The sequence below is a fragment of the Streptococcus sp. 27098_8_75 genome (assembly GCF_041432475.1).
GTDB lineage: Bacteria > Bacillota > Bacilli > Lactobacillales > Streptococcaceae > Streptococcus > Streptococcus gordonii.
This window is the reverse complement of sequence record NZ_JAPVZR010000001.1, coordinates 514,384-540,565: the sequence shown is the minus strand read 5'-3', so window position 1 is coordinate 540,565 and position 26,182 is coordinate 514,384. Positions and strand designations below refer to the sequence as shown.

Genomic DNA, 26,182 nt, shown 5'->3' with positions numbered 1-26,182 from the left:
TAAAAAAGAGGAGGGTGGAGGATGATTATTACCAAAATCAGTCGTTTAGCAACCTATGTAGGTGTGAATCAGCATTTTGAAAAGTTAATTGCCTTTCTAAAATCAACTGATTTAGATGATCTTCAAGAAGGTTCGCTGGAGATTGATGGAGATAGTATATTTGGGAATTGCTTTACTTATTTAGCAGATGGTGAAGCGGGCACATTTTTTGAAACACACCAAAAATATTTAGATATCCACTTGGTTTTAGAAAATGAGGAAGCAATGGCAGTTACTTCACCAGAAAGCGTAAGCGTAACCCAAGAATACGATGAAAATAAAGATATTGCGTTATACAAAGGAAAAGTAGAACAATTAGTACATCTAAGAGCTGGAGAATGTTTAATTACTTTTCCAGAAGATCTCCATCAACCGAAGGTTCGTGTTAATGATGATCCTGTAAAAAAAGTCGTTTTTAAAGTTGCAATTTCGTAATAAAGGAAGGAAATAACAATGAAAAAATTTAAAAAAATGTTATGTCTTGCAGGTCTTGCTCTGACAGGTCTTGCCTTGGTTGCTTGTTCTGGCAAGACGGAAGAGACAGCTAACAAAGAATCATCAACAGAATTATCTGGTGAGATTACTATGTGGCACTCCTTTACACAGGGTCCTCGTCTAGAAAGCATCCAAAAATCAGCAGATGAATTTATGAAAAAACATCCAAAAACAAAAATTAAAATAGAAACGTTTTCTTGGAATGACTTTTATACAAAATGGACAACTGGTTTAGCGAATGGTAATGTTCCAGATCTTAGTACAGCACTTCCAAACCAAGTAATGGAAATGGTAAATTCGGATGCCTTAGTTCCTCTTAACGATTCTATTGATCGTATTGGCAAAGACCGTTTTAATAAAACAGCATTAAATGAAGCAAAAATAAAAGATGATTACTATTCTGTACCTCTTTATTCACATGCTCAAGTAATGTGGGTTAGAACCGATATATTAAAAGAACATAATATTGAAGTGCCAAAAACATGGGATCAACTATATGAAGCATCTAAAAAGTTAAAAGAAGCAGGTGTTTATGGCTTGTCAGTTCCGTTTGGTACAAACGATTTGATGGGTACTCGCTTCTTGAACTTCTATGTTCGTAGTGGTGGAGGCAGTCTTTTAACTAAAGATTTGAAAGCTAACTTGACAAGCAAACTGGCTCAAGATGGAATTAAATATTGGGTGAAGATGTACAAGGAATTTTCTCCGAAAGATTCATTGAACTTTAATGTCTTGCAACAAGCTACCTTATTCTATCAAGGAAAGACAGCTTTTGACTTTAATTCAGGTTTCCACATTGGAGGCATTAATGCCAATAGTCCACAGCTTTTAGATTCAATTGATGCTTATCCGATTCCGAAAATCAAAGAATCAGATAAAGATTATGGTATTGAAACTTCTAATATTCCATTGGTAGTTTGGAAGAATTCAAAACATCCAGAAGTAGCGAAGGCATTCTTAGAATCTTTGTATGAAAAGAAAGACTACATTCATTTCTTGGATTCAACTCCTGTTGGAATGTTGCCTGCCATCAAAGGAATTAGCGATGATCCATCCTATAAAGATAATGACATCCGCAAGAAATTCCAACATGCAGAAGAAGTTATTACAAAAGCAGCAGAAAAAGGTACAGCTATTGGATATGAAAATGGACCAAGTGTACAAGCGGGTATGCTGACAAACCAACATATTATTGAGCAAATGTTCCAGGATATAATTACAAATGGAACAGATCCAATGAAAGCTGCAAAAGAAGCCGAAAAACAACTTAATGATTTGTTTGAGACAGTAGCAGTAGATGTGAAAAATTAAAAAAAGACGGGCTAGTGAGCTGAAGAAGCCCTAGCCCTATCTTATAAAGGAAGGGAGAAAGAGAATGGTCAAAGAACGTAATTTAACGCGCTGGGTCTTTGTCTTGCCAGCTATGATTATAGTAGGATTACTCTTTGTTTATCCGTTTTTCTCGAGTATTTTTTATAGTTTTACCAACAAACATTTAATCATGCCAAACTATCGATTTGTTGGATTAGCGAATTACAAGGCTGTGCTATCAGATCCCAACTTCTTTAATGCGTTCTTTAACTCCATTAAGTGGACGGTTTTCTCGTTGGTTGGACAAGTTTTAGTAGGTTTTGTATTAGCTTTAGCCCTGCATCGAGTACGACGATTTAAGAAACTCTATCGCACTCTTTTGATTGTTCCTTGGGCTTTCCCGACTATCGTTATAGCTTTTTCATGGCAATGGATTTTGAACGGAGTTTATGGTTATTTACCAAACTTGATTGTTAAATTAGGTCTCATGAATCATGTTCCTGCATTTTTAACAGACAGCACATGGGCCTTCATCTGCTTGGTATTTATCAATATCTGGTTTGGTGCTCCAATGATTATGGTCAACGTTTTATCTGCTCTTCAAACAGTTCCAGAAGAGCAATTTGAAGCAGCTACAATTGATGGGGCTTCTAGTTGGCAAGTATTTAAGTTTATTGTGTTCCCTCATATTAAAGTCGTAGTAGGGCTTCTAGTTGTTTTAAGAACAGTATGGATATTTAATAACTTTGATATCATCTATCTGATTACAGGTGGAGGACCTTCAAATGCAACAATGACTCTCCCAATTTTTGCCTATAATCTTGGATGGGGAACTAAATTGTTGGGGCGTGCCTCAGCTGTAACTGTTTTACTCTTTATCTTCTTAATGGCAGTTTGCTTTATTTATTTTGGCATTATAAGCAAGTGGGAAAAGGAGGGTAGAAAATAATGAAAAAGAAATCAGGAATTTATTTAGATATTCTTTCACATATACTCTTGGTGGGTGCAACAATAGTTGCTATTTTCCCCTTGATTTGGATCATTATTTCATCAGTAAAGGGTAAGGGAGAACTGACTCAGTTTCCTACTAGATTTTGGCCTGAGCAATTTACTTTTGACTATTTTGTTCATGTTATTAATGACTTACACTTTATTGATAATATCAAAAATAGTTTACTCATTGCCCTTACGACTACAGTCATTGCAATTATTATCTCGGCAATGGCTGCTTATGGGATTGTTCGATTCTTTCCAAAGCTAGGAGCAATCATGTCTAGATTGCTTGTAATTACCTATATTTTCCCGCCAATTTTGTTGGCGATTCCTTACTCAATAGCAATTGCAAAAGTTGGCTTGACAAATAGTTTATTTGGTTTAATGATGGTTTATCTATCTTTTAGTGTTCCTTATGCGGTTTGGCTTCTGGTAGGTTTCTTCCAGACTGTCCCAATCGGTATTGAAGAAGCAGCTAGAATTGACGGTGCAAATAAATTTGTGACATTCTATAAGATTGTATTACCTATTGTAGCACCAGGGATTGTGGCAACAGCAATTTATACTTTTATCAATGCTTGGAATGAATTTTTATATGCCTTAATCTTAATTAATGATACCAGTAAGATGACAGTAGCAGTAGCACTTCGTTCATTAAACGGTTCAGAAATTCTGGATTGGGGAGATATGATGGCAGCTTCTGTTATCGTCGTCCTTCCTTCAATTATCTTCTTCTCTATTATTCAAAATAAGATAGCAAAAGGATTGTCTGAGGGATCTGTGAAATAGAAAAAATAAAAATGTTATACACCATAACAAAGGAGAAACAAATGGTTAAATATGGCGTCGTAGGAACAGGATATTTTGGAGCTGAATTGGCTCGATATATGCAAAAAAACGATGGTGCAGAGATTACGGTTGTTTATGATCCAGAAAATGCGGAAGCAGTAGCTGAAGAGCTAGGAGCAAAAGTTGCAGCATCGTTAGATGAATTAGTCGCTAGCGATGAAGTTGATTGTGTTATTGTAGCTTCTCCAAATAATCTGCACAAAGAGCCGGTTATCAAAGCAGCTCAACATGGAAAAAATGTTTTTTGTGAAAAACCAATTGCTCTTTCCTATGAGGATTGTCGCGAAATGGTAGACGCTTGTAAAGAAAATAATGTGACCTTTATGGCAGGGCATATCATGAACTTCTTTAATGGTGTTCATCATGCCAAAGAACTAATCAATCAAGGTGTGATTGGGGACGTTCTATATTGTCATACAGCTCGTAATGGATGGGAGGAACAACAACCATCAGTATCTTGGAAAAAAATTCGAGAAAAATCTGGTGGTCACTTATATCACCATATCCATGAATTGGACTGTGTTCAATTTCTCATGGGTGGGATGCCTGAAACTGTTACAATGACTGGCGGTAATGTAGCCCATGAGGGAGAAAACTTTGGTGATGAAGATGACATGATTTTTGTTAATATGGAATTTTCAAACAAGCGTTTTGCTCTGCTAGAATGGGGTTCTGCTTATCGCTGGGGTGAACACTATGTCTTGATTCAAGGGACAAAAGGTGCGATTCGTCTGGACTTGTTCAACTGTAAAGGAACTCTCAAATTAGATGGCCAAGAAAGTTATTTCCTAATCCATGAGTCACAGGAAGAAGATGATGATCGTACTCGTATTTACCATAGTACAGAAATGGATGGAGCGATTGCTTATGGGAAACCTGGTAAACGTACCCCATTATGGTTATCATCTGTTATTGATAAGGAAATGCGTTACCTTCATGAAATTATGCAAGGAGCACCTGTAACAGAAGAATTCAAAAAATTATTGACGGGAGAAGCAGCTCTGGAGGCTATTGCGACAGCAGATGCATGTACTCAGTCTATGTTTGAAGATCGTAAAGTTAAATTATCAGAAATTGTAAAATAAAAGATGTGGGGATGAAACAATGATTTTCGTCCCTCTCATTTCTAAAACATTAGGAGAAAACTATGTCAGATTTAAAAAAATACCAAGGTGTCATTCCGGCTTTCTACGCCTGCTATGACGAGGAAGGTGAAATCAGTCCGGAGCGGACTCGCGCTTTAGTGGAATATTTCATCGCCAAGGGCGTGCAAGGTCTATATGTCAACGGTTCTTCGGGCGAGTGTATCTATCTGAGTGTAGAAGACCGAAAACGGGTTCTAGAAGAAGTGATGAAAGTTGCTAAGGGGCGTCTGACCATCATTGCCCACGTGGCTTGCAACAATACTAAAGACAGCGTGGAGTTGGCTCGTCATGCGGAAAGTTTAGGAGTCGATGCTATTGCAGCTATTCCACCGATTTATTTCCGGTTGCCAGAGTATTCGGTTGCCCAGTATTGGAATGACATCAGTGCGGCGGCGCCTAATACTGATTTCGTGATTTACAATATTCCTCAACTGGCTGGTGTAGCCTTGACTCCTAGCCTTTATAAGGAAATGCTCAAGAATGAGAGCGTGATTGGTGTGAAGAACTCTTCAATGCCAGTGCAGGATATTCAGACCTTTGTAGCTCTTGGGAGAGAAGATCATGTAGTCTTTAATGGACCAGATGAACAATTCTTAGGTGGCCGACTCATGGGTGCTGCAGCTGGTATCGGTGGTACATATGGGGCTATGCCAGAGCTCTTCCTCAAACTCAATCAACTGATTGCTGACAAGGAATTGGAACGTGCTAAAGAATTGCAATATGCTATTAATGCTATTATCGGAAAATTAACGAGTGCGCATGGTAATATGTATGGTGTGATTAAAGAAGTCTTGAAAATCAATGAAGGACTCAATATTGGGTCTGTTCGTTCACCTCTGACACCAGTGACTGAAGAAGACCGGTCGATCGTGGAAGAGGCTGCTCAGTTGATTCGTCATACTAAGGAGCAGTTCTTATAAGTCAAAGAACAGATACTAGAGAGAAGGTGTGCTATGAAACAATATGTCGCCATTGATATTGGCGGTACCAATATCAAGTATGGTTTGATCAACGAGGCCGAGACCTTGGTGGAAGCACATGAAATGCCGACAGAGGCTCATAAAGGTGGTCCAGGAATTATGCAAAAGGTTGAAGCGATTGTTGCAGCCTATTTAGAAAAAGGACCTCTGGCTGGGATTTGTATTTCTTCAGCTGGTATGGTGGATCCAGACAAGGGTGAAATTTTCTATGCCGGGCCGCAGATTCCTAATTACGCTGGTACCCAGTTCAAAAAAGTCCTGGAAGAAAAATTTCTGCTACCTTGTGAGATTGAAAATGATGTCAACTGTGCTGGTTTGGCTGAGGTTATGTCGGGCAGTGGAGAGGGAGCAAAAATCGCCCTTTGTTTGACGATTGGTACAGGTATCGGAGGTTGTCTGGTCGTAGATGGTCAGGTCTTCCATGGTTTTAGTAACTCAGCCTGTGAAGTTGGCTACCTGCATCTACCGGATGGAGCTTTCCAGGATGTGGCATCAACAACTGCTCTGGTCAACTATGTGGCTGAACTACACGGAGAAGAAGCAGAGCATTGGAATGGCCGACGGATTTTCAAAGAAGCAACTGAAGGAAATAAGATTTGTATACAGGGCATTGATCGTATGGTTGGTTATCTGGGTCAGGGAATTGCCAATATCTGCTATGTTGTTAATCCAGAAGTTGTCATCCTAGGAGGTGGCATCATGGGACAAGAAGCTATTCTTAGACCGCGTATTCAGGTGGCTTTGCAGGATGCTTTGGTTCCAAGCATTGCCGATAAAACGAAACTCGCTTTTGCTCATCATCAAAATACTGCGGGTATGTTTGGAGCCTACTATCATTTCAAAAATAAACAAGTTTAACCTGAGATTTTTCTCAGGTTCCTTGTCTTTCAGGAGGAAAATCAAATGACAGAAAAAAGTTTCATTCAGGAAGCCACTCAGCTTCTAAGTTCCTTGATGGAAGTTTTTCAAAAGAAGGCAATTCGATCAAGAGATGAAATTTTCTTTTACGAGTGTTTAGTAGAAGTTTTGAAGAGTTTGGAGAAAACCCAAGCCCTTGATAACCGTCTCCTCATTGCTCTTGAAAGATTCCATAAAAGTGCTAGTTTTTTAATTGGTCTTAGTGGTCTCAAACTCGATCAGTCTACTTATCAAAAATGGCGTGCCTATGATACCTTTCATATGGAAAAAGTTCAGCCCCAATTGGAAATCTACGGTCCAATCCTTCCCTTGTGAAAAAAGACGAAAAAGCGAGAACTGAAAAAGAAAAACGAGTCAAGAAATTCTGATTCGTTTTTATCTTTTATGAGTATTTCGACGGTGATAGCCATTTAGTTTCTGGTTTTCCCAAAAGCTATTGAAGATTTTCTCTTTTTTTTCACGATTAATCTCAAGAAAAAAGGCGTAAATGAGGTCTATCATAAGCAACATGGGAAATTGGGCTGATATACGCAGGATGAATTCAGGTTTGCTTTGCAGAGCTACAGCAAGGATTTCTGTAAAATCTTGTTGGACTTTTTGGGGCTTTCCAGTCACCAAAACTGTTTTTGCCCCCATGTTTTTAGCATCAATTAGACTGTCAATAATAGATTGAGTCTGTCCTGACAGGGAGAATCCGATGACAAGACAGTTTTTGTCTAAAATACTGGTTGTCCAAGCGAAACCATCTTGGTCAGTCAGGGCCTCACAAACGACTCCTAGACGCATAAAGCGTAGCTTCATATCACGAGCTACTAAACCAGAACTGCCAATGCCGAAGAAATAAACCCGATCAGCATCTTCAATCAAAGTAGCTATTCGCTGTAGCTTATCTTCGTCTATGACTTCTTCTGTCTGCATTCGAAGTTGTGTATAATTTCGCAAGACACGACGTGATAAGTCATGCCCGAGAGAAGGCACTTCGGGCTCACTCGCTGTAGTTTGCTGTTGGTATTGAAATTTGAATTCTCTATAACCTTTAAAACCACACTTCTTGGCAAATCGAGTCAAGGCTGCCTGGGAAATATGCAGTTGCTTAGTCACTTGAAGCGAAGATAAATCGTCCTGAATATTTGTAGAGTTCAAGAAGTAGTGGGCAATCTCTCTTTCTAGTCCGGTCATACAATCTAAACTGTTTTCAATGATTTCTATAATATGCAGCTGATTTCCCATCAATATCTCCTTGAAATTTTAGTAAGGTTTTTTATATGTTTATATTATAACATAATCTGTAAAAACATAAGCGAACTTGTTTTTGAAAAGAGAATCTGAGAAAGATATTTCTATATGCCAGAATATAAGTCTGTATAGTAATTGAACATAAGCAACTACTTGTAGCTTATGACGGATAAAGCATAAATGTGTTATAATTTACACATGAAAGAACATGCAACCCAAAGGAGATAGTGGGGATATGACAAATACGACCTTAGAGAAGATGCAGGAAATTGAAACTGCTGCAGAAGAAGTTTTGATGGGCTACAGGATGCAGGCTCAGGAGCTGCGGCAGCAGGTAGATGAAAATCTCAGACGACTGGGTCTAACCTATGACGATGAAACGCAGAAGCTGGCAGAGGAATTAACAGCGAGTTCCCAGCAAAAGTTGGTGCTCCTGCAGCAAGACTTGGAGCAGACAACCCAGCAAAATGAGGACAAGGTTGCGGCTGCGCTGACGGATAAAAAAGCAGACTTGGCGCGAGCCATTGTAGAGAAGGTGGTAGAAGCCTATGGCCATTAGTCAAATGTGGCAACTGTCTCTGCTCCTGCCCAAGGAACTGCTAGACCAGCTTCTCTTTTACCTACAGGGTTTAGAGTCGGTTCAGATTCATGATTTGCGGCAGGAAGAGGATTGGCAGGCAGCCTTTGAGCAGGCTTTAGTCGGTCGGCCGGATCAAGAGCTATCTCGGCAGGATTTGCTCAGTCGTCAGGAAAAACTGGAGAGGCTAATTGCAGAGCTGGGGCCTTTTATGCCCAAAAAGAAACTGCTGGAAGCCTTAAAAGAAGAGCCTTTGGAGCTGTCCTTTGCTGCTTTGGAGCAGGCAGGGAAGTCTCGCGATGAGGGGGCGTTGCTGGAAGGAATCAGTAAGCAACTCAAGGTCTTGCAAGAGGCCAAAGATCAGATAGAAGCTGACCGCTTGGAAGTGGCTGTGCTGGAGAAATGGGAGCCACTGGAACTAACACCGCAAGCAGCAGCGACTTTCAGCCATTTGGGAGCTTTGATTGGGACGATTCCCAATACCGATGACGACGCTCTACGTCTGACTCTGGGAGCACATCCTGACCTGAAGTTTCAGGAAGTCTTTACCGATGATACGGAGCATGGGGTTCTTATTTTTTACAAGGCAGGCTCTCTGGAAGAAGTTCGCAAAGTATTGAAAGAGTATGGCTTTAAGCCTTTTGAGTACGATCACGTGGAACTGCCTGCTGAGCGAATAGCCCAGCTAAAAGCCAATATTCGACAGCAGAAGGCAGTGGCAGATGCTATGACCAAGAGTCTGGCAGCTTCCAAGAATGAGTTGGACCAGCTCAAGGTTCAGCTGGACTATCTCTGCAATCTCTCCTCTCGCCAAGAAAGTAAGAACCAGTTAGCCAGTACGCAAAACCTGGCAGCCTTGGAAGGCTGGATTGAAAGCAATCAAGTGCAAGCTCTTGAGGCTTGCTTGACAGAGCAGTTTGGCCAGAGCATTCTCATTCAGGTCAGAGAGATTCGAGAGGACGAGGAAGATAAGGTTCCGACAAAGCTTAAAAACAATGCATTGGTGGAGCCCTTCGAGCTAGTGACGGAGATGTATTCCCTGCCTAAGTATGGTGACAAGGATCCAACCCCTGTCGTTTCGCTCTTTTACTTTGTATTCTTTGGCATGATGGTCGCTGACATCGGCTACGGCCTTTTACTCTTTGTAGGCACCAGTCTGGCGCTGCACTTCTTGCATGTTAAGCCGGGACTGGCTAAGAATCTACGATTCTTCCGCCTGCTGGGTGTGGCAGTCATCATTTGGGGACTGGTTTATGGTTCTTTCTTTGGCTTTGAACTGCCCTTCGCTCTGATTAGCACCAGCTCCGACGCCATGACGATTCTGGTTATTTCGGTTGTCTTTGGTTTTGTTACGGTGCTGGCGGGCCTCTTCCTCAGCGGTCTGAAAAATATCCGCCTCAAGGATTATGCAGAAGCTTATAATGCAGGCTTTGCTTGGGTGCTGATTTTGCTGGGGCTGCTACTCTTGGCCCTGGGAAATTTCTTCCCATCCTTGGCCTTTGCAGCAACGATTGGTCAGTGGTTGGCCATCATCAATGCTCTGGGTATACTGGCAGTGTCTATTGTCAGTGCTAAAAGCTTGGCAGGATTGGGGTCAGGTCTCTTTAATCTCTACAATGTCAGTGGCTATGTAGGAGACCTGGTCAGCTTTACGCGGCTGATGGCTCTGGGACTTTCTGGGGCCAGCATTGGCTCGGCTTTTAACTTGATTGTCAGTCTCTTTCCACCTGTCGCTCGCTTTAGCATTGGTATTCTGCTCTTTATTGCCATGCATTTGGTCAATATGTTTCTATCTTTTCTGTCCGGTTATGTGCACGGGGCACGTTTGATTTTCGTGGAATTCTTCGGGAAATTCTACGACGGTGGCGGCAAGCCTTTCACTCCGCTCAAGCCTAGTGAGAAATACGTTCAGCAAAGCAAGAAATAAAGATTAGAAACTATGATAAAAGATGAGAAACTCATCTTTTGAAATACACTTTCTACAACATCAAAACAAGCATTATTCATTCAACTAGCTGTTGATTTTACGACGGTTACAGCATTTTCATAGGAGTAAATCATGGAACATTTAGCATCATATTTTGGAACTTACGGTGGCGCCTTTTTTGCAGGTCTGGGAGTAGCTTTGGCGGTCTTTCTCAGCGGAATGGGCTCAGCTCTGGGTGTTGGAAGCACAGGTCAGGCAGCGGCAGCCCTCTTGAAAGAACAACCAGAAAAATTCGCTCAAGCTCTAATTCTTCAGCTTTTGCCAGGTACCCAAGGTCTCTACGGCTTTGTTATCGGGATTACCGTCTTCTTTAATATCAAGCCAGAATTGGCTCTGCAATCAGGTGTGGCTTATTTCCTAGCTGCTTTGCCAGTTGCGATTGTTGGTTACTTTTCAGCCAAGCATCAAGGACGAGTGGCGACAGCTGGTATTCAGATTTTGGCCAAGCGACCAGAAGAGGTCATGAAAGGGGTTATCTTAGCAGCCATGGTAGAAACCTACGCCATCTTGGCCTTCGTTGTTTCCTTCATCATGGTTCTGAATGTGAAGTAAGGAGGCTTTTATGTCTGACATATCAGATCTCAAAGCTTCTGTCTTGGAGCAGGCTCACGAAAAGGGGCGTCTGCTTTTGGCCGAGGCTACTGAGAAAATAGAACAGGAAGCCAAGGAACGTGAGGCCCAGCTGGTTCGGCAAAAGCTTGGACAGCGGGAGCAGCAGCTGAAAGAAATCAGCCGGTGCAGTCAGCGTGAAATTCAGCAGTTGGAAAATCAAAAGCGCCAGTCTACTCTGGTCATCAAGCAGCGGGTTCTCAGAGAGCTTTTTGAGGAGGCCTATGCTCAGATGGCGGCTTGGTCACCAGCTGAAGAGGAGCATTTTCTGAAGAGTGTCCTGGCTAAATACCCAGAGGAAGAATTGACACTGACTTTCGGTGCTCTATCAGCTGAGAAATTTAACTCCATCAAGTTAGAAGACTTGAAAAAGGTCTTTCCGCAAGTGCATTTTTCAGACCAGTTTATAGCCGATCAAGCAGGCTTTGTGCTGAGCCAAGGACGGGTGGATGATAGTTATCTCTATCGCGACTTGCTGAACTCTGTCTGGCAGGAGGAAAGCTACCGATTGGCTCAGGATATTTTCAAAGACCAGGCAGAATAGGAGGCGGACCATGAGTGAAACAAGCTTCTCTCAAGTCAATACAGCCATTAGCGTGCAGGAGGCTTCCTTTTTGACGCCCCAGCAATATGATCAGTTGCTACAGACTGACGATGCTGCCAGCCGTTCGGCTCTTCTGCAGGGAACGGTCTATGCCATGGATGCTGAAGCTATCAAGGATCTCAATTCCATTGAGCAAGTACTGATGAAGCATTTGTATTCCGTTTATAATTGGGCGCTTGAGATCAGTCCAAGTAAGGAGCTAGTGGAGATTTTCACGCTCCGCTATACCTACCACAATCTCAAGGTTTTTCTCAAGGGTCGGGCGACAGGTCAGTCCCTGGAGCATTTGCTGATGCCGGTGGGGACCTATTCGCTGGAGGTTTTAGAGCACCTAGTTATGGCCTTTTCGGCTGAGTATTGTCCAGATTTCATGCTAGACGAGGTGCTTGCGACCTGGCAGGAATACCAGGATTATCAGGATGTGCGCGTGCTGGAGATTGGCATGGACATGGCTTATTTCCAGCATCTCAAGCGCCTGACACAGGAATTGGAAGATGACCGTCTGTTGCAGCTGGTGAATCTGACTATTGATTTTTACAATGCCATCACTGTCAAGCGGGCTGTTGGCTTGGAGAAACCGCGCAGCTTTATGAGGCAACTCCTGTCTGATGAAGGAAGCCTTTCTGCTGCCAACTGGATTGCCATGGCAGAGCAGGGGGATTTCTTGACCTGGTTTAGTCAGGTCAATCCCTGTGCTTACGATCTTGATCTGCGCTCCTATGAGGAAAAAATGCGGAACCAGACCTTGACGACAGTAGAGTTAGAATATCTAGCGGACCTCTTGCAGGCTAAGTTGCTGGCGGCTGGTCAGTTTGAGACAGATGGACCGCTTCCTCTCGCTCGCTATTTGCTAGGCAAGGAGCTGGAAGTCAAGAATCTGCGGCTGATTTTGACCGGTATGGACAATCAGCTGCCGGTAGAGCTTATCAGAGAAAGGATGCGACCGATTTATGGACAAGACTAGCTACAAGATTGCTGTCGTGGGGAATCGCGACACCATTCTCCCATTTAAGCTGATTGGTTTTCAGACCTTTCCAGTGAAGGAAGCTCAGGAGACGATTAATACTTTGCGTCGGCTAGCCCGTGAAGATTTCGGCATTATCTATCTGACGGAGGATATGGCAGCGGATATTCCAGAAACCCTGGCCTACTATGACCAGTTGGAGATTCCAGCTCTTGTGCTCATTCCTACTCATAAGGGGAGCACGGGACTGGCCCTTTCGCGGATTCATGAAAATGTCGAAAAGGCTGTCGGACAGGATATATTGTGAGGTTTTTATGCGAATGAATGAACTAGGCCAACCCATTGGGGATGCTCTGCCGGATTTTCAGCCGGGAGAATTACCCAATCTGGAGCGAATTGAAGGCCAGTATGTTATTATCGAGCGTTTGTCCAAGGACAAGCATGGAGCGGATTTGTATGAAGTGTATGGTCCGGATTCTCCTGCGGATATGTGGACCTATCTCTTTCAAAATCCTGCCCAAAGTCAGGTAGAATGGTCACAGAAGCTAGATCAGATGCTGGTAGCACAGGATCGTTTCCACTATGCGATTGTGGACAGGGAGAGCGGTAGGGTTCTTGGAACTTTTGCCTTGATGAGGATTGACCGAAATAACCGCGTTATCGAAGTGGGAGCTGTGACCTATTCGCCCAAGCTGAAACGCACTAGGCTGGCTACAGAAGCCCAGTACTTACTAGCACGCTATGTCTTTGAAGGGCTGGAGTATCGCCGCTACGAATGGAAATGCGATGCCCTCAATCAGCCTTCAAGACGGGCAGCTGAGCGGCTTGGTTTCATCTATGAAGGCAGGTTTCGTCAGGCGGTAGTCTATAAGGGGCGTAACCGAGACACGGACTGGCTGTCTATGATTGACAGGGATTGGCCGGCCGTTAAGAGTCGTCTAGAAAAATGGCTAAGCCCAGACAATTTCGACGAAAAGGGCCAACAAATAAAAGCTTTATCTGATTTTTAAAATAAAAAGAAACAATAATACTCTTTGAAAATGAAATTCAAACGGTTGCTTAGTTTGAGCTTAGATTTTCATTGAGAAACAAGAAAAATCTCCCAAGAATGGAGGAAGATTGTGAGTCAAGGAAAGATTATCAAAGTTTCTGGTCCTCTGGTGCTGGCATCAGGGATGCAGGAAGCGAATATTCAGGATATCTGCCGGGTTGGCGATTTGGGGCTGATCGGTGAAATTATCGAAATGCGGCGGGACCAAGCCTCTATTCAGGTTTATGAGGAAACTTCTGGCTTGGGTCCGGGAGAGCCGGTCATCACGACTGGAAGTCCTCTGTCTGTTGAGTTGGGACCAGGTCTGATTTCTCAGATGTTTGACGGGATTCAGCGGCCTTTGGAGCGTTTCCAAACCATCACGGAGAGCGACTTCCTCGTCCGCGGTGTTCAACTGCCAAATCTAGACCGGGAGGCTAAGTGGGATTTTGTTCCAAGTCTATCTGTCGGTGATAGTGTTGAAGCTGGAGATATCCTGGGAACGGTGCAGGAGACCAATCTGGTGGAGCACCGTATCATGGTGCCAGTCGGTGTCAGTGGACGTTTGGCCAATATCTCAGCTGGCAGTTTCACTGTTGAAGAGACTATTTACGAGATTGAGCAGGCGGATGGGTCTACTTTTAAAGGGAATCTCATGCAAAAATGGCCAGTCCGTCGCGGGCGTCCTTTTGCTCAGAAGCTGATTCCAGTTGAGCCTTTGGTGACAGGTCAGCGGGTCATTGATACCTTCTTCCCAGTAACCAAGGGGGGAGCAGCAGCCGTACCAGGACCTTTCGGGGCTGGTAAGACTGTCGTTCAGCATCAGGTGGCCAAGTTTGCCAATGTTGACATCGTTATCTATGTCGGCTGCGGTGAGCGTGGCAATGAGATGACCGATGTACTCAATGAATTTCCAGAACTGATTGACCCATCAACTGGCCAGTCCATCATGCAGCGGACGGTGCTGATTGCCAACACCTCCAATATGCCGGTAGCGGCTCGGGAAGCATCGATTTACACAGGGATTACGATCGCAGAATACTTCCGTGATATGGGCTACTCCGTGGCCATCATGGCGGACTCCACTTCTCGCTGGGCAGAAGCCCTGCGGGAAATGTCCGGCCGTCTGGAAGAAATGCCAGGTGACGAAGGCTATCCAGCCTATCTTGGTAGCCGGATTGCTGAGTATTACGAGCGGGCTGGTCGGGTCAAGACACTCGGTTCGACTGCGCGTGAAGGCTCTATTACTGCTATCGGGGCCGTATCACCTCCGGGTGGAGATATTTCTGAGCCGGTGACGCAAAATACCCTGCGGATTGTCAAGGTCTTCTGGGGCTTGGATGCCCAGCTGGCTCAACGCCGGCATTTCCCAGCTATCAACTGGCTGAGCTCTTACTCGCTCTACCTAGACGAAGTGGGAGCATATATCGACCAGCATGAGAAGATAACTTGGGCAGAAAAGGTGACCAAGGCCATGAATATCCTGCAAAAGGAAAGCGAACTGCAGGAAATCGTGCGTTTGGTTGGCTTGGATTCCTTGTCTGAAAAGGACCGGCTGACCATGAATGCAGCCAAGATGATTCGTGAGGACTACCTGCAGCAGAATGCCTTTGATGATGTTGACACCTATACTTCTTTCAAAAAACAGGTGGCTTTATTGAGCAATATCCTGACCTTCGATGCGGAGGCCAATCGTGCCTTGGAGCTGGGAGCTTATTTCCGGGAAATCATGGAAGGAACAGTGGAGCTGCGTGATCGAATTGCCCGCAGCAAGTTTATCCATGAAGACCAGCTGGAAAAAATTCAGGCTCTCAGTCAGACTATCGAGGAAACCCTGCACCAGATTCTTGCCCAAGGAGGACTAGACAATGAGCGTCATTAAAGAATACCGCACCGTCAGTGAAGTTGTCGGCCCTCTGATGATTGTCGACCAAGTTGCTGGCGTGCATTTCAATGAATTGGTAGAAATCCAGCTGCATGACGGCAGCAAGCGTCAGGGCCAGGTCCTGGAAGTCCAGGAAGACAAGGCTATGGTCCAGCTTTTTGAGGGATCTAGCGGTATCAATCTGGAAAAAGCCAAGGTCCGCTTTACCGGCCGTCCGCTAGAGCTGCCGGTGTCAGAAGACATGGTGGGTCGGATTTTCAATGGAATGGGTAAGCCAATTGATGGCGGCCCAGCTATCTTGCCAGAGAAATATCTTGATATTGACGGTCAAGCCATCAATCCAGTAGCTCGCGATTATCCGGATGAGTTTATACAGACCGGTATTTCAGCCATCGACCACCTTAATACCTTGGTTCGGGGGCAAAAACTGCCAGTATTCTCTGGCTCTGGTCTGCCCCACAAGGAATTGGCCGCTCAAATCGCCCGTCAGGCGACCGTGCTTAACTCTGATGAAAACTTCGCCGTGGTCTTTGCGGCCATGGGGATTACCTTTGAAGAAGCCGAATTCTTCATGAATGACCTCCGGGAGACAGGAGCCATTGACCGCTCGGTGCTCTTTATCAATCTGGCTAATGACCCAGCTATCGAGCGGATTGCGACGCCACGGATTGCCCTGACAGCAGCCGAGTACCTGGCTTATGAAAAGGACATGCACGTTCTGGTTATCATGACTGACATGACCAACTACTGTGAAGCCCTGCGGGAAGTTTCCGCAGCTCGTCGTGAAGTGCCGGGCCGTCGTGGGTATCCGGGTTACCTCTATACTAACCTGTCCACCCTCTATGAGCGGGCTGGACGTCTGGTCGGCAAGAAAGGCTCTGTGACGCAGATTCCGATCCTGTCCATGCCAGAGGATGACATTACCCATCCGATTCCAGACTTGACGGGTTATATTACGGAAGGTCAGATTATCCTTTCACGCGACCTTTACAACAGCGGCTATCGTCCGCCCATCAATGTCCTGCCATCTCTGTCTCGTCTCAAGGACAAGGGTTCAGGTGAGGGTAAGACCAGGGGAGACCATGCTGCAACTATGAACCAGCTATTTGCTGCCTATGCGCAAGGCAAGCAGGCTAAGGAGTTGGCTGTCGTTCTGGGGGAATCCGCCCTGTCCGAAACGGACAAGCTCTATGTGCGCTTTACCGATCGCTTCGAGCAGGAATACATCAATCAAGGTTTCCAGACCAACCGAACCATCGAGGAAAGCTTGGATCTGGGCTGGGAACTCCTATCCATCTTGCCTAGAACGGAGCTTAAGCGGATCAAGGACGATATGATTGACCAATACCTGCCGCAGACCAAGGAGGAAGAAAGATGACACGACTCAATGTCAAGCCGACTCGGATGGAGCTGAATAACTTAAAAGCCCGTCTCAAAACGGCTGTCCGTGGGCATAAACTGCTCAAGGATAAGCGGGATGAGCTGATGCGGCGCTTCATTGAGTCTGTCCGTGAGAACAATCAGCTTCGCCAAAAGGTCGAATCCGCTCTGGTCGGTCATCTGCAGGACTTTGTCATGGCAAAGGCGCTGGAGAGCGATCTCATGGTCGAGGAGATTTTCGCTGTGCCCATGCGGGAAGTCAATCTACATGTGGAGACTGAGAATATCATGAGTGTGCGCGTGCCCAAGATGCACGCCCATATTGACAATCCCTATGGTGATGACGAAGGAGACGTGGTTTATAGCTATGTGGCGTCTAACAGCCAGATGGATGAAACCATTGAAAGTATGAGCGATCTGCTTCCTGACCTGCTGCGATTGGCTGAGATTGAGAAAAGCTGCCAGCTCATGGCGGATGAAATCGAGAAAACCCGCCGTCGAGTTAACGGACTAGAGTATGCTACCATCCCTGACCTCAAAGAAACCATCTACTACATCGAGATGAAGCTAGAAGAAGCCGAACGGGCTAGCCTCGTCCGAATGATGAAGGTGAAGTAAGATACCAAGACCGTTAAGAGCTCACAGCAAAAATAGGAAAATAGACGGAGAAGCGATAGCTTCTAGGAGATTTTATCTTTTTTGCCAAGAGCTTAGGTCGGGGTCAGTTTCGCAGGATACAAAAAAATAAAGAAAACTGAATAAAAAAATAGGAACTGGACGATGGATTCGATGAATTCAAGCCCAGTTCTCTTTTTTCCGAGTTTTTAGGCTTATTTTAGCCTTTCTTTGACTATGTGAAAATCTGAAATAAAAAGCTATTAATCATTTTTAATGCTTTGATATACCAATGTATAATCGCCTTTTATTAAGAAGTAAAGCTGTCCTATTTTTTGTATATTTATTACTAACTATTGAGGATATGTTACAAGTGCGTCTCTATATTACAAAGGTCAGACAGTTCGATTAAATCGGATGAAAAAGGGTTTATTCTTGGGGAAATTATGTTAAGATGAGATTTGTAGTATGAATGAAGAAAGGTGTACTTTACATATGAAAATCAATAAAAAAATGCTATTCGCTTCAACAGTAGCTTTGTCGGTGTTCCCATTGATAACAGCCAATGCTGAAGAGGAATCACAAAATTGGACAGCTAGGACAGTTGATCAAATCAAAGCTGACATTACTAGTAGTGAAAATCAACAGACTTATACAGTCCAATATGGCGATACTCTTGGAACAATTGCGGAAGCATTTGACTTGGATGTAAATGTTTTGGCTCATATTAACGCGATTGCTAATATCGATCTAATCTATCCAAATACAGTTTTAAATATTACGACAAATGATAAAAACGAAATAACTGGTGTAGAAATTACAAGTCCACAAGCAACAAGAGCTGTAACAGGACCGGTTTCTGAGCCAGCTCCAGCAACTCCAGTTCAGCCTGAGGTAGCTACGTCAGAAACTACGGCTCCTTCAACTGAAGCAAATGCTGAAGCTCCAGCAGCCCCAGTGACTGAATCTCCAGTGGCTCCAGCCCCTGTGGAAGAACAAGTGTCATCTGAGGCTCCAGCAGTTCCTGCAGAAGCTCAATCAGCTCCAGAAGCGGCTTCAAGTCAAGTGGCACCTGCTGCGGAAGTGAGTGAACCACAGTCTGCTGAGCCTATCACTGAACCAGCTACACCGGCAACCCCAGCTCAGCCTGAGGCAACTCAAGCAGAAGCTGTAACGCAAGTGGCCCCTCAATTGGACCAAGAGCAGGTTAACCAAGATGTTACTAATATTGAATCTCCAACCTACACTGCTCCAGCTGTAGCAACTCAAACAAGCAATAACGCTGCTAATGAAGGTTTGAGACCGCAAACTGCTGCTTTGAAAGAAGAAATCGCAGCTAAATATGGAATTACAGAATTCAGCCTCTATCGCCCAGGTGATAGCGGAGATCATGGTAAGGGCTTGGCCGCTGACTTTATCGTTGGCAACAATACTGAGTTAGGAAATCAGGTTGCAGCTGATGTTACTTCTAACATGACCGGAAGAGGCATCTCTTATGTTATCTGGCAACAGAAATTCTATGCACCATTTGATAGCATTTACGGTCCAGCCAATACTTGGAACCAAATGCCAGACCGTGGTAGTGTGACTGAAAACCATTACGACCACGTGCACGTATCTATGAATGAATAAATAAGACAATTAAAAGCCCAGAAATGGGCTTTTTCTTATATTCTTTGTGAAAAAGCGAGAATTTTCTGATAAATTTTGGTATAATAAAACGAATTACAGATAAAGGAAAAGAAAGAATGACTTTAGTTTATCAATCAACACGTGACGAAAAGAATAGAGTAACAGCTAGCCAGGCGATTCTGCAAGGTTTGGCAACAGACGGAGGCCTTTTTACACCTATTACTTATCCGCAGGTCGATTTGGACTTTGCCAAGCTCAAAGACGCTTCTTATCAGGAAGTAGCCAAGTTGATTTTATCTGCTTTTTTAGATGATTTTTCTGAAGCGGAGCTGGACCACTGTATCAACCATGCCTACGACAGCAAGTTTGATGACGCGGCGATTGCTCCCTTGGTCAAGCTGGATGGTCAGTATAATCTAGAGCTTTTCCATGGAGCGACCATTGCCTTCAAGGACATGGCTTTGTCTATCCTGCCTCACCTGATGACAACCGCAGCTAAAAAGCACGGCTTGGAAAACAAAATTGTCATTTTGACGGCGACTTCTGGCGACACAGGCAAGGCGGCTATGGCAGGCTTTGCGGACGTTCCTGGGACTGAGATCATTGTCTTTTATCCGAAAGATGGTGTCAGCAAGGTCCAAGAGTTGCAAATGACGACCCAGACAGGTGCCAATACGCATGTGGTGGCCATTGACGGTAACTTTGACGATGCCCAGACCAATGTCAAGCATATGTTCAATGACACAGACCTACGAGCTCGTCTCTTGGAGCACAAACTCCAGTTTTCATCAGCTAACTCTATGAATATCGGCCGTTTGGTGCCACAGATTGTCTACTATGTCTATGCTTATGCTCAGCTAGTGAAGACGGGAGAAATTACAGTAGGAGACAAGGTCAACTTTACAGTTCCGACAGGGAACTTTGGTAATATCTTGGCGGCCTACTATGCCAAGCAAATCGGTCTGCCAGTTGGCAAGCTGATCTGCGCATCGAATGAAAACAATGTCCTGACAGACTTCTTCAAGACTCAGGTTTATGACAAGAAGCGGAGCTTTAAGGTGACGTCTAGTCCGTCCATGGATATTCTGGTTTCCTCTAACTTGGAGCGCTTGATTTTCCATCTGTCTGGTAATAGCGCTGAGAAAACAGCTGCCCTAATGGAGGCTCTGAATGAGCATGGACAGTATGAACTGACAGACTTTGACGCTGAGATTTTAGAGCTCTTTGCGGCTGATTATGCGACAGAGCAAGAAACAGCTGCTGAAATCAAGCGGGTCTATCAAGCATCTGACTACATCGAAGACCCTCATACTGCCGTTGCGTCTGCTGTCTATCAAAAATACTTGGCAGAGACAGGTGATCAGCGCAAGACTGTTATCGCGTCTACCGCTAGTCCTTACAAGTTCCCAGTTGTGGCTGTTGAGGCTGTGACTGGCCAAACAGGACTTAGTGACTTCGAGGCTTTGGACCAACTGCACGAACTTTCTGGCGTAGCACTTCCACCAGCTGTGGATGGCTTAGAAACAGCACCGGTTCGCCACAAAACGACGGTTGCTGCAGACCAAATGCAGGCAGCGGTTGAGGATTACTTAGGATTATAAAGTTTGCTTAGAAAGCCTAAAATCAGCTAGATATCTGGCTGATTTTTTCTTGAGATGCCCTATGGAAAGGTGAAGTAGCTTATGCTTAAAAGGAAGAATTTTCTTTATGACGACTTATAAAAAAATCATGAATATCGCCCTGCCAGCAATGGCGGAGAACTTTTTGCAAATGCTCATGGGGATGGTAGACAACTATCTGGTAGCTAGCCTTGGACTGATTGCGATATCTGGTGTCTCGGTGGCTGGCAACATCATTACTATTTATCAGGCGATTTTTATCGCGCTGGGGGCTGCCATTTCTAGTCTCATTTCCAAGACTCTGGCTCAGGGAGACAAGGAAAATCTAGCTTATCATACAACCGAGGCTATCAAGCTGACCTTGCTTTTGAGCCTTCTGTTGGGGCTGATTTCTCTACTCTTTGGCAGGCAGATGCTGGATCTTCTGGGGACAGAAAAGGCAGTGGCTGAAGCTGGGGGTCTTTATCTGGCTCTGGTTGGTGGGACTATTGTCCTACTGGGCTTGATGACTAGCTTTGGAGCTCTGGTACGGGTCACGCGCAATCCTAGATTTCCCATGTATGTCAGTCTTCTGACAAATGTACTCAATGCTCTCTTGTCCGGTCTAGGGATCTACGTCTTTCAGCTTGGTATTGTCGGTGTAGCACTGGGAACCGTGCTGGCTCGATTGGTCGGTGTAGTCATTCTTTGGCGAGAGTTGGATTTTTTCAAGATTCGCTGGAGCTGGGGCTTAGATGGAGAGCTCTTGCGCCTGTCTCTGCCAGCTGCTGGAGAGCGGCTTATGATGCGGGCGGGTGATGTAGTGATTATCGCCATTGTGGTTGCCTTTGGTACGGAAGCTGTAGCTGGGAATGCTATCGGTGAAGTTCTGACTCAGTTTAACTATATGCCAATCTTTGGGGTCTCAACAGCAACAGTCATGTTGGTAGCCCATGCGGTTGGTGAGGGAGATATGCGAGCGGTCGGTCTGATTCGCAAGCGGACCTTCTGGCTATCTTTTGCTTGTATGCTACCCGTGGCTCTAGGGATTTTTGCTTTTGGTCGGCCACTGACCTTGCTTTATACGGACAATAGCGGAGCGATCACAGCTAGTCTTTTAGTTATCCTCTTCTCTCTATTGGGAACTCCCATGGCAGTGGGAACCGTGATTTACACAGCTGTCTGGCAGGGGCTAGGCAATGCTAGACTGCCCTTTTATGCCACGACTATTGGTATGTGGCTGATTCGCATCATTACAGGTTACTTGCTGGGTGTGACATTTGGCTTGAGCCTTCCGGGGGTCTGGGCTGGGACACTCTTGGACAATGGCTTCCGCTGGCTATTTTTAAAGGTTTTATTTGACAGAAAAATGAGGGAAATCACATGACAAAAGCGTTTATTTGGGATTTGGACGGCACCTTGCTGGACTCCTATGATGCTATTTTGGCAGGGATTGAGGAAACCTATGCTCACTATGGTCTGGACTTTGACAGAGAAGGTATCCACAGCTATATCCTAAAGCACTCTGTCCAGAAGCTCTTGGAAAAAGTAGCGTCTGAGAAAGGTCTGGACGCTGCCGATATGAATGCCTTCCGAGGAGCAAGCCTAAAGGAGAAAAATGCTCAAGTCCATCTGATGGAAGGAGCAGCGGAGATACTGGCTTGGGCTGAAGAGCAGGGCGTTGCCCAGTTTGTCTATACCCACAAGGGACTCAATGCCCATCAAATCTTGCAAGACTTGGGTATTCATGACTATTTTACAGAAATCATCACAGCAGCCAACGGCTTTGAGCGCAAGCCCCACCCAGAAGGTGTCGACTATCTGCTTGAGAAATATGGCCTGAATAAACAGGAAACCTACTATATCGGCGACCGGACGCTGGATGTGGATGTCGCCGTTAACAGTGGCATCCAGTGCATTAACTTCTGTGACTACCGACCAGAAATCAATCAGAAAATCGAGAAGTTGGTGGATATCAAGCAATTATTTACAAAATAAAAAGCAGACCAGAACTGATCTACTGTCAGTCTAGCCTGCTTTTTCTTTTACATATGCTCAATGTGAAGTTCCAGCAAGAACTCAAGAGCCTCGGGAGTGCAGTTCTTTTTTTCAATAGGGAAGCCAGTATTCTCACCAATCAAGATATAAAAATCTTGCTTTGTCATAATGACTTTGACAATATCATCATAGGTATAGCGAAATTCTCCACGTATATTTCTTGCGATAAAAGCCTCTCTGTCAAATATCAGAGTGACTTCCATGTTCTGAAATAAAGGATTTTTTTGATAAGCTTTCTTAATCTGATAATTCATGCCAAAATAGTACATAGAGGCGAAAATAGGAGGAGCCAATATGATAGAAATTATCTTTTTCTCTAACGGACTGAACATTACGTAGGTGAACAGTCCGATTATCAGTATGATTATGTATAATACAAATCCTTTTCGTCGCACGAGAATAGCCCAAGAAAATCTTTTATAAACTTCTTCAGTCATCAGAGTTGTAATACGGATTGGAAACATCTTTTACCTCCAGTTTTTATTATTATAACACAGAGGAGTAGTTAAAATCACTTTCTATTTTCCACGCCGACTTTTCTGTCTTTGTCCGCCTTTCGTGTTATAATAAACCTATGGAAAATAAGAATAAATTATTATTAATCGACGGTTCGTCCGTTGCTTTTCGCGCTTTTTTTGCGCTTTATAATCAAATCGACCGTTTCAAGAGTCCATCGGGCCTGCATACCAATGCCATTTATGGCTTCCACCTCATGCTCAATCATCTCTTGGAGCGCGTGCAGCCGACTCATGTTCTAGTAGCTTTTGATGCTGGTAAGACGACCTTCCGGACCGAGATGTATGCTGACTATAAGGCTGGTCGGGCCAAGACACCGGATGAATTTCGTGAGCAGCTACCTTTTATCCGTGAAATGCTGAAGCACCTAGGCATTCACTTCTATGACTTGGCTCAATATGAGGCAGATGACATCATCGGAACATTGGACAAGATGGCTGAAAAAACAGCTGTGCCTTACGATGTGACCATTGTCAGCGGCGATAAAGACTTGATTCAGCTGACGGATGATAATACAGTGGTGGAGATTTCCAAGAAAGGTGTGGCCGAGTTTGAGGAATTTACCCCAGCCTATCTCATGGAAAAAATGGGCATCACGCCAGAGCAGTTCATCGACCTTAAGGCGCTGATGGGCGATCAGTCGGATAATATCCCCGGTGTGACTAAGATCGGTGAGAAGACTGGTCTCAAACTTCTCTTGGAGTATGGTTCTTTGGAAAATCTCTATGAAAACATTGACCAGCTCAAGGCTTCTAAGATGAAGGAAAATCTGATCAATGACAAGGACAAGGCCTTCTTGTCTAAAACCCTCGCCACCATCAATACTCAGGCTCCGATTGAAATCGGGCTAGATGATTTGGTTTATAAGGGTCCGCAGGTAGAGGCTCTGAGCAAGTTCTACGACGAGATGGGCTTCAAGCAGCTCAAAGCTCAGCTAGGGACTACTCAGGAGCCAGTAGAAGTCAAACCAATTGAATTTACCAAAGTGACTGAGGTGACAGCAGATATGTTGGCACCGGAGCAATTTTTCTATTTTGAAATCTTGGGTGACAACTACCACAAGGAAGAGATTGTCGGTCTTGCCTGGGGCGATAGCCGTCAGATTTATGTCGGCTCCAGCGATTTACTGCAACAACCTCTCTTTCAGGAGTTTTTGACAAAAACAGCTCTAAAAACCTACGACCTCAAGCGGACCAAGGTACTGCTCAGTCATTACGGCATTGAACTACCAGCAGCCTCCTTTGATGCGCGCCTAGCCAAGTATTTGCTTTCGACGGTCGAGGATAATGAGATGGCGACTATTGCTCGCCTTTACGGCCAAACAATTCTGCCGACAGATGACGAGGTGTATGGCAAGGGAGCCAAGCGCGCTTTGCCGGAGCAAGAGCAGCTCTTTGAGCATCTAGCTCGTAAGATCCAGGTGCTGCTGGAAACAGAAGAGCCGATGCAAGAACAGCTTCGTTCCCACGATCAGCTGGATTTGTTGCTTGAAATGGAGCAGCCGTTGGCTTTTGTCTTAGCTAAGATGGAGATTGCGGGGATCAAGGTTGAGCGGGAAACCCTGCAGGGCATGCAGGCAGAAAATGAAAAGACGCTGGAAAGCCTGACGCAGGAGATTTATGATCTGGCTGGTCAGGAGTTTAATATTAACTCGCCGAAACAGCTGGGAACCATTCTCTTTGAGGATATGGGGTTGCCGCTGGAGTACACCAAAAAGACCAAGACGGGCTACTCGACAGCGGTGGATGTGCTGGAGCGTTTAGCACCGATTGCACCGATTGTATCTAAGATTCTGGAATACCGTCAAATCAGCAAGCTCCAGTCCACTTATATCATCGGACTGCAGGAGGCGATTGCGGCTGACGGCAAGATTCACACTCGCTATGTTCAGGATTTGACCCAGACGGGTCGCCTGTCCTCGGTTGACCCGAACCTGCAGAATATCCCCGTTCGTTTGGAGCAGGGGCGCCTCATTCGCAAGGCCTTTGTACCGGAGTGGGCAGACAGTGTGCTTCTCAGCTCGGATTATTCCCAGATTGAGCTGAGGGTGCTGGCTCACATTTCGCAGGACGAGCATTTGATTGCTGCCTTTCAGCATGGAGAAGATATTCATACGGCTACCGCCATGCGGGTCTTTGGTATTGAAAAGGCAGAGGATGTGACACCTAATGACCGTCGTAATGCCAAGGCTGTCAACTTCGGAGTGGTCTATGGCATTTCCGACTTCGGTCTGGCCAATAATCTGGGCATTTCTCGCAAGGCTGCCAAAGATTATATTCAGACTTATTTTGAGCGTTTCCCAGGAATCAAAAATTATATGGAAACCATCGTCCGTGAAGCGCGTGATAAGGGCTATGTAGAGACCATTTACCATCGCCGCCGCTCCTTGCCGGACATCAATTCCCGCAACTTTAACATCCGAAATTTTGCGGAGCGCACAGCCATTAACAGCCCGATCCAAGGATCGGCCGCAGACATTCTCAAAGTCGCTATGATTAATCTGGATCGAGCTCTGACAGAGAAAAATTTCAAGTCTCGCATGCTCTTGCAGGTGCACGATGAAATCGTGCTGGAAGTGCCAAATGACGAGCTAACAGCCGTTTGCCAGCTAGTCAAAGAAACTATGGAAGCTGCGATTGAGCTAGCCGTTCCACTGGTAGCTGATGAAAATGCCGGCCAGACTTGGTACGAGGCGAAGTAAGACAAGATACAAAGAGAGTCAAAACCGACTGAAAATTAGCAATTCGGACGGAGAAGCGAT

The 26,182-nt window shown here is 44.8% G+C and carries 25 protein-coding genes; 23 read left to right on the top strand and 2 right to left on the bottom strand.

Translation table 11 applies throughout. From position 1 onward, the window contains the following. Window positions 1-21: 21 nt before the first annotated feature. The 8 genes from O3640_RS02530 to O3640_RS02495 all read left to right on the top strand — a co-directional run bounded on the left by O3640_RS02530 (window position 22) and on the right by O3640_RS02495 (window position 7,045). Window positions 22-474, top strand: coding sequence for a YhcH/YjgK/YiaL family protein (locus O3640_RS02530; protein WP_195321769.1), 453 nt, complete (start codon window positions 22-24; stop codon window positions 472-474). Window positions 475-492: 18 nt separating this feature from the next. Continuing rightward, on the top strand, window positions 493-1,845 hold the full coding sequence (locus O3640_RS02525; protein ID WP_195321768.1) for an ABC transporter substrate-binding protein: 1,353 nt from the start codon (window positions 493-495) through the stop codon (window positions 1,843-1,845). Window positions 1,846-1,909: 64 nt separating this feature from the next. Then, entirely contained in the window at window positions 1,910-2,794 is an 885-nt protein-coding gene (locus O3640_RS02520) for a carbohydrate ABC transporter permease (protein ID WP_011999669.1), read from the top strand. Continuing rightward, window positions 2,794-3,627 (top strand): carbohydrate ABC transporter permease, encoded by an 834-nt coding sequence (locus O3640_RS02515; protein ID WP_011999670.1) that lies wholly within the window; start codon window positions 2,794-2,796, stop codon window positions 3,625-3,627. The genes O3640_RS02520 and O3640_RS02515 overlap by 1 nt, the downstream gene beginning before the upstream one ends. 41 nt (window positions 3,628-3,668) lie before the next feature. Next, the gene (locus tag O3640_RS02510) at window positions 3,669-4,772 is read left to right on the top strand and encodes a Gfo/Idh/MocA family protein (RefSeq protein WP_045772652.1); all 1,104 of its coding nucleotides are present in this window, start codon (window positions 3,669-3,671) and stop codon (window positions 4,770-4,772) included. 62 nt (window positions 4,773-4,834) lie between these two features. Beyond that, entirely contained in the window at window positions 4,835-5,752 is a 918-nt protein-coding gene (locus tag O3640_RS02505) for an N-acetylneuraminate lyase (protein WP_195321766.1), read from the top strand. A 33-nt stretch (window positions 5,753-5,785) separates the two neighbouring features. Further along, window positions 5,786-6,670, top strand: coding sequence for an ROK family protein (locus tag O3640_RS02500; protein WP_048776427.1), 885 nt, complete (start codon window positions 5,786-5,788; stop codon window positions 6,668-6,670). A gap of 45 nt (window positions 6,671-6,715) precedes the next feature. After that, entirely contained in the window at window positions 6,716-7,045 is a 330-nt protein-coding gene (locus O3640_RS02495; protein WP_195321765.1) for a DNA helicase, read from the top strand. 60 nt (window positions 7,046-7,105) lie between these two features. On the opposite strand, the gene O3640_RS02490 is transcribed toward O3640_RS02495, so the two are convergent. Further along, window positions 7,106-7,960, bottom strand: a complete 855-nt coding sequence (locus O3640_RS02490; protein WP_195321762.1) for a MurR/RpiR family transcriptional regulator — start codon at window positions 7,958-7,960, stop codon at window positions 7,106-7,108. A 241-nt stretch (window positions 7,961-8,201) separates the two neighbouring features. On the opposite strand from O3640_RS02490, the gene O3640_RS02485 reads away from it, so the two are divergent. The 14 genes from O3640_RS02485 to O3640_RS02420 all read left to right on the top strand — a co-directional run bounded on the left by O3640_RS02485 (window position 8,202) and on the right by O3640_RS02420 (window position 22,845). Continuing rightward, on the top strand, window positions 8,202-8,525 hold the full coding sequence (locus O3640_RS02485; protein WP_061604001.1) for a hypothetical protein: 324 nt from the start codon (window positions 8,202-8,204) through the stop codon (window positions 8,523-8,525). Further along, window positions 8,515-10,470 (top strand): V-type ATP synthase subunit I, encoded by a 1,956-nt coding sequence (locus O3640_RS02480; protein ID WP_371586586.1) that lies wholly within the window; start codon window positions 8,515-8,517, stop codon window positions 10,468-10,470. The genes O3640_RS02485 and O3640_RS02480 overlap by 11 nt, the downstream gene beginning before the upstream one ends. A 132-nt stretch (window positions 10,471-10,602) precedes the next feature. Then, window positions 10,603-11,082, top strand: coding sequence for a V-type ATP synthase subunit K (locus tag O3640_RS02475; RefSeq protein ID WP_002898768.1), 480 nt, complete (start codon window positions 10,603-10,605; stop codon window positions 11,080-11,082). 10 nt (window positions 11,083-11,092) lie between these two features. Continuing rightward, complete coding sequence (locus O3640_RS02470) at window positions 11,093-11,683, top strand: hypothetical protein (RefSeq protein ID WP_060553230.1); 591 nt, start codon at window positions 11,093-11,095, stop codon at window positions 11,681-11,683. A 10-nt stretch (window positions 11,684-11,693) separates the two neighbouring features. Further along, entirely contained in the window at window positions 11,694-12,707 is a 1,014-nt protein-coding gene (locus tag O3640_RS02465) for a V-type ATPase subunit (protein ID WP_060553229.1), read from the top strand. After that, window positions 12,694-13,014 (top strand): V-type ATP synthase subunit F, encoded by a 321-nt coding sequence (locus tag O3640_RS02460; RefSeq protein ID WP_002898763.1) that lies wholly within the window; start codon window positions 12,694-12,696, stop codon window positions 13,012-13,014. Before O3640_RS02465 ends, O3640_RS02460 begins: the two co-directional genes overlap by 14 nt. A gap of 7 nt (window positions 13,015-13,021) precedes the next feature. After that, window positions 13,022-13,717 carry a GNAT family N-acetyltransferase gene (locus O3640_RS02455; protein ID WP_061604000.1) on the top strand — a complete coding sequence of 232 codons (696 nt, stop codon included), beginning with the start codon at window positions 13,022-13,024 and terminating at the stop codon, window positions 13,715-13,717. A 111-nt stretch (window positions 13,718-13,828) separates the two neighbouring features. Continuing rightward, entirely contained in the window at window positions 13,829-15,619 is a 1,791-nt protein-coding gene (locus O3640_RS02450) for a V-type ATP synthase subunit A (protein ID WP_125396775.1), read from the top strand. After that, window positions 15,606-17,000 carry a V-type ATP synthase subunit B gene (locus O3640_RS02445; RefSeq protein ID WP_002902006.1) on the top strand — a complete coding sequence of 465 codons (1,395 nt, stop codon included), beginning with the start codon at window positions 15,606-15,608 and terminating at the stop codon, window positions 16,998-17,000. The genes O3640_RS02450 and O3640_RS02445 overlap by 14 nt, the downstream gene beginning before the upstream one ends. Beyond that, window positions 16,997-17,620, top strand: coding sequence for a V-type ATP synthase subunit D (locus tag O3640_RS02440; RefSeq protein ID WP_004192619.1), 624 nt, complete (start codon window positions 16,997-16,999; stop codon window positions 17,618-17,620). Before O3640_RS02445 ends, O3640_RS02440 begins: the two co-directional genes overlap by 4 nt. Window positions 17,621-18,112: 492 nt before the next feature. Next, window positions 18,113-19,249 (top strand): LysM domain-containing protein, encoded by a 1,137-nt coding sequence (locus O3640_RS02435; protein ID WP_125396776.1) that lies wholly within the window; start codon window positions 18,113-18,115, stop codon window positions 19,247-19,249. Window positions 19,250-19,365: 116 nt separating this feature from the next. Then, window positions 19,366-20,850: a threonine synthase gene (gene thrC / locus O3640_RS02430; RefSeq protein WP_371586581.1), complete on the top strand. Its 1,485-nt coding sequence runs from the start codon at window positions 19,366-19,368 to the stop codon at window positions 20,848-20,850. Between the two features lie 106 nt (window positions 20,851-20,956). Continuing rightward, entirely contained in the window at window positions 20,957-22,234 is a 1,278-nt protein-coding gene (locus tag O3640_RS02425; protein ID WP_371586580.1) for an MATE family efflux transporter, read from the top strand. Then, window positions 22,231-22,845, top strand: coding sequence for an HAD-IA family hydrolase (locus O3640_RS02420; RefSeq protein WP_125396779.1), 615 nt, complete (start codon window positions 22,231-22,233; stop codon window positions 22,843-22,845). The genes O3640_RS02425 and O3640_RS02420 overlap by 4 nt, the downstream gene beginning before the upstream one ends. A gap of 47 nt (window positions 22,846-22,892) precedes the next feature. Here O3640_RS02420 and O3640_RS02415 read toward each other — a convergent pair whose 3' ends face one another. Beyond that, entirely contained in the window at window positions 22,893-23,369 is a 477-nt protein-coding gene (locus O3640_RS02415; protein WP_125396780.1) for a YcxB family protein, read from the bottom strand. 110 nt (window positions 23,370-23,479) lie between these two features. Here O3640_RS02415 and polA point away from each other — a divergent pair, with 110 nt between their 5' ends. Further along, entirely contained in the window at window positions 23,480-26,122 is a 2,643-nt protein-coding gene (gene polA, locus O3640_RS02410; RefSeq protein WP_195321758.1) for a DNA polymerase I, read from the top strand. The last annotated feature ends 60 nt before the right edge of the window (window positions 26,123-26,182 follow it).

Excerpts from the sequence above, each read along its gene's own strand:
- O3640_RS02530 (WP_195321769.1), top strand. The coding sequence starts at position 22 with ATGATTATTACCAAAATCAGTCGTTTAGCAACCTATGTAGGTGTGAAT.
- O3640_RS02525 (WP_195321768.1), top strand. The coding sequence starts at position 493 with ATGAAAAAATTTAAAAAAATGTTATGTCTTGCAGGTCTTGCTCTGACA.
- O3640_RS02520 (WP_011999669.1), top strand. The coding sequence starts at position 1,910 with ATGGTCAAAGAACGTAATTTAACGCGCTGGGTCTTTGTCTTGCCAGCT.
- O3640_RS02515 (WP_011999670.1), top strand. The coding sequence starts at position 2,794 with ATGAAAAAGAAATCAGGAATTTATTTAGATATTCTTTCACATATACTC.
- O3640_RS02510 (WP_045772652.1), top strand. The coding sequence starts at position 3,669 with ATGGTTAAATATGGCGTCGTAGGAACAGGATATTTTGGAGCTGAATTG.
- O3640_RS02505 (WP_195321766.1), top strand. The coding sequence starts at position 4,835 with ATGTCAGATTTAAAAAAATACCAAGGTGTCATTCCGGCTTTCTACGCC.
- O3640_RS02500 (WP_048776427.1), top strand. The coding sequence starts at position 5,786 with ATGAAACAATATGTCGCCATTGATATTGGCGGTACCAATATCAAGTAT.
- O3640_RS02495 (WP_195321765.1), top strand. The coding sequence starts at position 6,716 with ATGACAGAAAAAAGTTTCATTCAGGAAGCCACTCAGCTTCTAAGTTCC.
- O3640_RS02490 (WP_195321762.1), bottom strand. The coding sequence starts at position 7,960 with ATGGGAAATCAGCTGCATATTATAGAAATCATTGAAAACAGTTTAGAT.
- O3640_RS02485 (WP_061604001.1), top strand. The coding sequence starts at position 8,202 with ATGACAAATACGACCTTAGAGAAGATGCAGGAAATTGAAACTGCTGCA.
- O3640_RS02480 (WP_371586586.1), top strand. The coding sequence starts at position 8,515 with ATGGCCATTAGTCAAATGTGGCAACTGTCTCTGCTCCTGCCCAAGGAA.
- O3640_RS02475 (WP_002898768.1), top strand. The coding sequence starts at position 10,603 with ATGGAACATTTAGCATCATATTTTGGAACTTACGGTGGCGCCTTTTTT.
- O3640_RS02470 (WP_060553230.1), top strand. The coding sequence starts at position 11,093 with ATGTCTGACATATCAGATCTCAAAGCTTCTGTCTTGGAGCAGGCTCAC.
- O3640_RS02465 (WP_060553229.1), top strand. The coding sequence starts at position 11,694 with ATGAGTGAAACAAGCTTCTCTCAAGTCAATACAGCCATTAGCGTGCAG.
- O3640_RS02460 (WP_002898763.1), top strand. The coding sequence starts at position 12,694 with ATGGACAAGACTAGCTACAAGATTGCTGTCGTGGGGAATCGCGACACC.
- O3640_RS02455 (WP_061604000.1), top strand. The coding sequence starts at position 13,022 with ATGCGAATGAATGAACTAGGCCAACCCATTGGGGATGCTCTGCCGGAT.
- O3640_RS02445 (WP_002902006.1), top strand. The coding sequence starts at position 15,606 with ATGAGCGTCATTAAAGAATACCGCACCGTCAGTGAAGTTGTCGGCCCT.
- O3640_RS02440 (WP_004192619.1), top strand. The coding sequence starts at position 16,997 with ATGACACGACTCAATGTCAAGCCGACTCGGATGGAGCTGAATAACTTA.
- O3640_RS02435 (WP_125396776.1), top strand. The coding sequence starts at position 18,113 with ATGAAAATCAATAAAAAAATGCTATTCGCTTCAACAGTAGCTTTGTCG.
- thrC (WP_371586581.1), top strand. The coding sequence starts at position 19,366 with ATGACTTTAGTTTATCAATCAACACGTGACGAAAAGAATAGAGTAACA.
- O3640_RS02425 (WP_371586580.1), top strand. The coding sequence starts at position 20,957 with ATGACGACTTATAAAAAAATCATGAATATCGCCCTGCCAGCAATGGCG.
- O3640_RS02420 (WP_125396779.1), top strand. The coding sequence starts at position 22,231 with ATGACAAAAGCGTTTATTTGGGATTTGGACGGCACCTTGCTGGACTCC.
- O3640_RS02415 (WP_125396780.1), bottom strand. The coding sequence starts at position 23,369 with ATGTTTCCAATCCGTATTACAACTCTGATGACTGAAGAAGTTTATAAA.
- polA (WP_195321758.1), top strand. The coding sequence starts at position 23,480 with ATGGAAAATAAGAATAAATTATTATTAATCGACGGTTCGTCCGTTGCT.